The following is a 7157-nucleotide window of genomic DNA, read 5'->3' as shown; positions in this document are numbered from 1 at the left end:
GCAGCAGACCCACACCCTCCGACCACGCCGTACCGTCCGCACCCTCCGCGAACGCCTTACACCGGCCGTCCACCGCCAGCCCCCGCTGCCGCGAGAACTCCATGAACATCTCCGGACCAGCCATCACCGTCACACCACCGGCCAACGCCAGGTCACATTCACCGGAACGCAGCGCCTGCACCGCCAGATGCAACGCCACCAGCGACGACGAGCACGCCGTGTCCACCGTCACCGCGGGCCCCTCGAAACCGAAGGTGTACGCGATACGACCCGACGCCACGCTCAGCGTCGTGCCCGTGAGGACGTAGCCGTCGGACTGCTCGACAGCGTCACGCAGACGGGCGCCGTATCCCTGCTCCACGAGGCCGGCGAAGACGCCCGTTCGGGAGCCGCGCAGACTCGCCGGGTCGATACCCGCCCGCTCGAACACCTCCCAGGAGGTCTCCAGGAGGAGCCTCTGCTGCGGGTCCATCGCCAACGCCTCACGCGGCGAGATACCGAACAACCCCGCATCGAACTCCGCGGCGTCGTACAGGAAGCCTCCGTGGCGGACGTAGCTCCGGCCGGTGGCGCCGGGCTCGGGGTCGTACAGGCCGTCCAGATCCCAGCCACGGTCCTCCGGAAACGCACCGATCGCGTCCCCGCCCTCCCTCACCAGCCGCCACAGATCCTCAGGCGAAGCGACACCACCCGGGAACCGGCACGCCATCCCCACGATCACCACCGGATCGTCGCCCGCACCCACACCGACCGCCGCCGACCGGCCGGTGTCGGCGCGCGCGGCGGTCGGGGAGAGCTGTTCGTCCAGGTGCCCGGCAACGGCTTCGGGCGTGGGGTGGTCGAAGAGCAGTGAGGCCGGCAGGCGCAGTCCGGTCGTGGTGCTGAGCCGGTTGCGCAGGTCGACGGAGGTGAGCGAGTCGAAGCCGAGGTCCTTGAAGGTGCGGCGGGGCTCCACCTCGTCCGCCGAGTCGTGGTGGAGGAGGACGGCGGCGTGGGTGCGGACCAGGTGAAGGAGGGCAGCGCGCCGCTCCCCTGCGGTCAGCCGGAGGAGGCGGTCGCGCAGGGCGCCGGCCGTGTCCTCGGCGCCCTCGGACGCCTCCTCCTCGGTTGCCCCGCGGTCCTCGTGCTCGGAGTTCTCGGACTCGGTACTCGCGGCCGCGCTGCTCGCGTCGTTCCTCCTCGTCTCCCCTTCCGTGCCGGCCGTCCCGGTGGCCGTGTTCGCGGCCGGTACGGGCAGCCAGTGGCGGCGGCGCTGGAAGGCGTAGGTCGGCAGCTCGGCGCGGCGGGCGCCGTGCAGGGTGAGGACCGGTGTCCAGTCCACGGGCAGGCCGCGGGTGTGCAGCGCGGCAAGCGCCTCCAGGAAGGCTCGGGCCTCGGGGCGGTCGTTGCGGAGCGCGGGTACGGCGAGGGCGTCGTCGGTGTCCGGGCTCTGTCCGGTCAGGGCGGTCAGGGTGCCGTCGGGGCCCAGCTCGAGGAAGTGCCGTGTCCCCTGCTCCCTCAGCGTGCGGATGCCGTCGGCGAAGCGCACGGCCTGGCGGACGTGCCGCGTCCAGTAGTCGGGTGAGGCCAGTTGTTCGGGTGTGGCGATGCGGCCGGTGACGTCGGAGACGACCGGGAGAGCGAGCCGCTCGTAGGAGACGTCGGCGAGGACCGAGCGGAACTCGTCGAGCATGGGTTCCATGAGCGGCGAGTGGAAGGCGTGGCTGACGCTCAGCGCCGTCACCTTGCGGTCGCGGGCGCGGAAGTGGGCGGCCACCTCCGCCACGGCCTGTGCCGTGCCCGATACGACGACGGCGCCGGGGCTGTTGACGGCGGCGATGCCGAGCCGGTCCTCCCGGTCGGCGAGCAGGGGCAGGACCTCGTCCTCGGCCGCCTCCAGGGAGACCATGGCGCCACCCGCCGGGAGGGCCTGCATCAGCCTGCCGCGTGCGCGGACGACGCGGCAGGCGTCGGCCAGGGACCACAGGCCGGCGACGTGGGCCGCCGCGATCTCGCCGACGGAGTGGCCGAGGACGGCGTCGGGGCGTACGCCGAAGGACTCGGCGAGGCGGAAGAGGGCTACTTCGAGGGCGAACAGGGCGGGCTGGGCGTACTCGGTGCGGTTGAGCCGGGCGGCGTCGTCGCCGAACGCCACCTCCCGCAGGTTGAAAGGCAGTTCGGCGTCCACCGCGTCGAAGGCCTCGGCGAAGACGGGGAACGTCCGGTACAGCTCGCGTCCCATGCCCGGGCGTTGGGTGCCCTGGCCGGCGAGGAGGAAGGCAGTGCGCGGTGGGTGGGGGGCGGTTGCCGTTCCGGCGGTTCCGGTGGCCGGTGTCGTCGTGGTGACCGGGTCGGACACTCCGGTGACGACGTGCGGCGACGGGTTGCCGGCGGCCAGGGCGGTGAGGCCGCGCAGCAGATCCTCGCGGCGGCTGCCGAGGATGGCGGCGCGGTACTCGAAGCGGGTTCTGGTCTGGGCCAGGGAGTAGGCGACGTCGGCCGGGTCGGCCGCGGGGTCGGACTCCAGATGGGTGAGCAGACGCCGGGCCTGGGCGCGCAGTGCCTTGCCGGTGCGCGCGGAGACGATCCACGGCAGGGGGGCACCGGATTCCGCGGCGCAGGGTCCGGTGGAAGCGGCCGTGGCGGTGACGGCTCCCGGTTCGGCTCCGGCTCCGGGTTCGGCTCCGGGCCGTTCCTCCAGCACGATGTGGCAGTTGGTTCCGCCCATGCCGAAGGAGCTGACTCCCGCCCGGCGCGGCAGGTCCCCGTGCGGCCAGGGCTGGGGGCCGCCTGTGACGACCCGGAGGTTGAGGTCGTCGACGGGGATGTCGGGATGGGGGTGCTCGTGGTTGAGGCCGGCGGGTATGCGCCCGTGCCGCAGGGCCAGCACGGTCTTGAGGAACCCGGCGATGCCGGCCGCGCCCTCCAGGTGGCCGATGTTGGTCTTGACGGAGCCGACGAGCAGGGGGGTGCCGTCGGTGCGGGCGCGGCCGACGACGGTGCCGAGGGCGGCTGCCTCGACGGGGTCGCCGAGCCGGGTGCCCGTGCCGTGCAGCTCGACGTACTGGACGTCGGCCGGACGAACGCCGGCCTGGTGGTAGGCGAGGCGCAGTACCTCCTCCTGGGCCTCGCGCAGGGGGGCGGTCAGGCCGTCGCCGCCGCCGTCGTTGTTGGTGGCGCTGCCGCGGATCACGCAGTGGATGCGGTCGCCGTCGGCCAGGGCGCGGTCGAGGGGTTTGAGGAGGACGAGGGCACCCCCCTCACCTCGGACGTAGCCGTTGGCGCGGGCGTCGAAGGTGAAGCAGGTGCCGTCCGGGGAGAGGGCGCCGAAGCCGGCGGAGGCGAGGTCGCTGTCGGGGGCCAGGATGAGGTTGACACCGCCGGCCAGGGCGAGTTCGGACTCGCCGCGCCTCAGGCTCTCGCAGGCCAGGTGCACGGCGACCAGCGAGGAGGACTGGCCGGCGTCCACGGTGAGGCTGGGCCCGCGCAGGCCGAGGACGTAGGAGAGGCGGTTGGCGATGATCCCGCGGTTCAGGCCGCTGAGGGTGTGGCGGCCGACGGCCTCGGGACCGAGGCGGCGGGCGAGGGCGGCGTAGTCGTCCCAGATGGCGCCGACGAAGACGCCGGTGCGGCTGCCGCGCAGCCGGGCGGGGACGACGGCCGCTTCCTCCACGGCCTCCCAGCCGAGTTCGAGGACGAGGCGCTGCTGTGGGTCCATGGCCCCGGCCTCGCGCGGTGAGATGCCGAAGAATCCGGCGTCGAACCGGTCGACGTGGTCGAGGTAGCCGCCGCGGCGGGAGGTTCCGAGGGTGGCGGAGCGGGGGGCCGCGCAGGTGTCGCGGCGGCTGTCGGGGGGTTCGGTGACGGCGTTGCGGCCCTGGATGAGCAACTGCCAGAAAGCGGCCGGGTCGGGAGCCTGGGGAAAACGGCAGGACATTCCGACGACGGCTATGGCGTCCCGCGTTCCCGCCGGGTTCTCCCGGGTGGATTCGGTCCCCTCCGGGAATGCCGCTTCCCGGGCGGAAGCGGTTTCCCGAGAGGATTCCGACATGTTTTCCCGTGCGTGTGCGTCTTCTGGCAACACGGCCACTGCCTCCGCCCTACGGATCCAGCTCGTTTTCTGGCCGCGCATTCCGGCCGGATCCGACTGCCGCGCTTTCCGCGGGACAATCGGTGGTTGCGTCGCTTGTCATACTGGCGGCCGCCTGCGGGCGCGTCCCGCGGACAGCCGCTGGTCTAGGGAGACTTCTACTTGTTCGGCCCTGGTCAGCGGCCGTGCGCGGCGCTCAGCGCCTGCGGTGGGCGATCATCTCCAGGCCGCCGCGGGGCTGCAGCGTGAAGTCGCTCGTGACCCGGTCCGGCGGGTCGCCGACGGGCTCGAACTCCCAGTGCCTGCTGAGGGTCGCCAGCGCCATGACGCCCTCCATCTGGGCGAAGACGTTGCCGATGCACTGGCGGGGTCCGGCGCCGAAGGGCAGGTAGGCCAGCTTGGGACGGCCGGGGGTCTTGGCGTGGCCGGTGAGCGGGTCGGACGGGTCCGGGTCCGGCAGGAACCGCTGGGGGGCGAACCGTTCCGGCTCGGGCCACCAGGTGGCGTCACGGTGCAGGACGTAGGGGCTGACCATGAGGACGCTGTTGCGGGGGATGTGGTACCCGTTGGCCGTGTAGTCCTCCAGCGCGCGCCGGACGAGCACCCAGGCCGGCGGGTAGAGGCGCAGCGCCTCGGAGTACACGGCGTCGGTGAACTGCAGACGGGGCAGGTCCGCCACGGTGGGCAGTCGGTCGCCGAGCACCTCGTCGACCTCGGCGTGCAGCCGCTCGCGGATCTCGGGGTGGGTGCCGAGCAGGTAGTAGGCCCAGGTCAGGGAACCGGAGGAGGTTTCGTGGCCGGCCATGAGCAGGGTGATGGCCTCGTCGCGCAGCTCCAGGTCGGTGAGGTGTTCACCGGTGTCGGCGTCGGTGACGGTGAGCAGCACGGACAGCAGGTCCTCGCCGTCGCCGGAGCCCTTGCGCCGTTCCTCGATCATGCCGTAGACGATGTCGTCGACGGCTTTCAGGCCGCGCTTGAACTGGCGGTTGGCCGGCAGTGGAAGGCGCAGCAGGATCTTGCCGAACGGGCTCAGTTCCCAGCGCAGGGGGCCGCCCTCGCGGGGGAAGGCGGTGCGGATGCGGTCCGCGGCCTCGCTGTCGAGGGACACGTCGAACAGGGTGCGGGTGACCATGCCGAGGGCGAGTTCGTACATGGCCTCGTGGAAGTTGAACCGCCGGCCGTCGGTGAGCCCGGAGGCCGCTTCGTCGGCGATGGCGGCGAACGCCGTGCCGTATCCGGCGATGCGCTGCCGGTGGAAGACGGGCTGGATGAGCCGGCGCTGCCTGCGGTGGTAGGTGCCGACGCTGGTCACCAGGCCTTTGCCGAGGACGCGTTCGAGGCTGGAGCCCCAGTCGTCGGGGCCCGGGCCGGTCTTCTGGGCGTCCTTGTCGAAGCGGCGGCTGGAGGCGATGATGACGTCCTGGACGACGTCGAAATCGCTGACGAGGAATGCGTCGGTCTTTCCCATCGGGACGCGGACCAGGGGCCCGTGTTTGTCGCGCAGGCCGGTGAGATAGCGCGGGACGTTTCTGATGACTTCGCGCATCTCCTTCAGCCGCATGGGGCTGGGAGCGGGTATGGATTCCGTCGGCGCGGGCGACTCGGGAGTCGTTCGAACGTCGGTCACGGCTGTCTCCTGGGTCAGCGGAGGATGGCAGGTCTTCAACGCCGTGCCGTCTGTGCGAGTTGGGGGCGTTTTCGCGGCCGCGGCGGGAAATGAGGGCGTGTACGCGAGGGGGGTCGACCTGGCGCTCGACGCTAGCACCGGCGGGGCGGCGGGCTTTCGGAGCGCTGCCGAGTTCTAGGGGATTCCAAAGGGTTGGCGTGATGCGACGGGTTGTCGTGGGCCATGGGTGAGGAGCCGCCCGTACGCTGGGCCGTTGGTGGCCCGTTGCGTCGACGAGGGGTCGGTGTGCGGGTCGCCGGGCAGTGGTCACCTAGGTTCCGGCGGACGGAGAACACATGACCAGCGGCGGAAGCACACTGCCGGACCGGCCTCCCCCGGGCTCCGCCCGCCGCGGCGGGACCGCCGGTGACTCGACGGGGCCCGGGTCCGGGCCGCCGCTGCTGGTGACCGTGCTGGTGGACTTCGGCGTGCCGATCGGCCTGTACTACGGGCTGACGGCGGCCGGAGTGAGCGATGTGATCGCGTTGACGGCGGGTGCCGTGGTGCCCGCGGCGGCCACGCTGGTGCGGTTCGCCCGGACGCGGCGGGTGGACGTGCTGGGTGTGTTCGTGACGACGATGCTGGTGCTCAGCATCGTCGTGTCGGTGGTCGGGGGCGGTCCGCGGCTGCTGCTGGTGCGGGACGGCTGGCTGACGGGTGTGGCCGGGGTGGGTTTCCTCGTGTCGCTGCGCGGCAGGCGCCCCCTGGCGTTCGGTTTCTCCCGGCGGCTGCTGGAGCGACGGGCCGCCGGTGGCCGGGACTGGGACGAGCTGTGGGAGGAGGTCCCGCGCTTCCGGCGGATCTGGCGGGTCACCACGGTGATGTGGGGCGTCGGGCTGCTGGCGGACTCGGGCATCCGGACGCTGATGGCGTACGCGCTGCCGGTGCACGTCGTGCCGGCCCTCAACGGCGTCCAGTACGGCGTGTTCACCCTGCTGATGCTGGTGATCGTGAACATCTACCACGCCCGGGCCGGACTCTGGCCGATCCTGACACCGGAGCCGGACGACACGGCACGCGAGAACGGCTCCGGCCCGGCGTCCGCTCCCCGCCCGGGCCGCGACCGCGGCTGACCGGGCGGCAGGCCGGGAGCGCGGGGCGGGGCGGGGAGCCGGCCCGTCAGCGGCCCGTATCGCCGACGGGCCGGCGTCGTCGGTCCGGCCGACCACGACCGACCCCGGCTTGCGCCCTGATGACCCGTCAGGAGTTTGCCTCGCCAACCGTGCTCCGGCTGTCCGGCGCCGACGGGGGTCGACCTCGCCGATCCCACGGACCGCGGCCAACCCCGGCACCCGGGCGAGCAGAAGCCGGACCAGGGATGCCCCGCGGCCGACCAGACCGGGCGGCAGGCCCAGGGCCCCCGGCCCGTCGACTGCCCGCCTCGCCCCCGGGCTCCGGCTGTACACCGCCGACGCGACCGGC

The 7157-nt window shown here is 72.7% G+C and carries 3 protein-coding genes; 1 reads left to right on the top strand and 2 read right to left on the bottom strand.

Translation table 11 applies throughout. The features are described 5' to 3' along the window. Positions 1 to 3916, bottom strand: a 3916-nt coding sequence (locus tag AQJ66_RS35860; protein ID WP_244163036.1) for a type I polyketide synthase, incomplete at its 3' end; no start/stop codon positions are given. Between the two features lie 349 nt (positions 3917 to 4265). Further along, positions 4266 to 5696 carry a cytochrome P450 gene (locus AQJ66_RS35855; protein ID WP_159052697.1) on the bottom strand — a complete coding sequence of 477 codons (1431 nt, stop codon included), beginning with the start codon at positions 5694 to 5696 and terminating at the stop codon, positions 4266 to 4268. Positions 5697 to 6031: 335 nt separating this feature from the next. Between AQJ66_RS35855 and AQJ66_RS35850 the strand changes: the two genes are divergently transcribed. Continuing rightward, complete coding sequence (locus tag AQJ66_RS35850; protein WP_061930901.1) at positions 6032 to 6808, top strand: VC0807 family protein; 777 nt, start codon at positions 6032 to 6034, stop codon at positions 6806 to 6808. The last annotated feature ends 349 nt before the right edge of the window (positions 6809 to 7157 follow it).

Origin of the sequence: Streptomyces bungoensis (genome assembly GCF_001514215.1) — a bacterium.
GTDB lineage: Bacteria > Actinomycetota > Actinomycetes > Streptomycetales > Streptomycetaceae > Streptomyces > Streptomyces bungoensis.
Note: the sequence above shows the minus strand (reverse complement) of the source record. Positions and strands in the feature narration are given on the sequence as shown.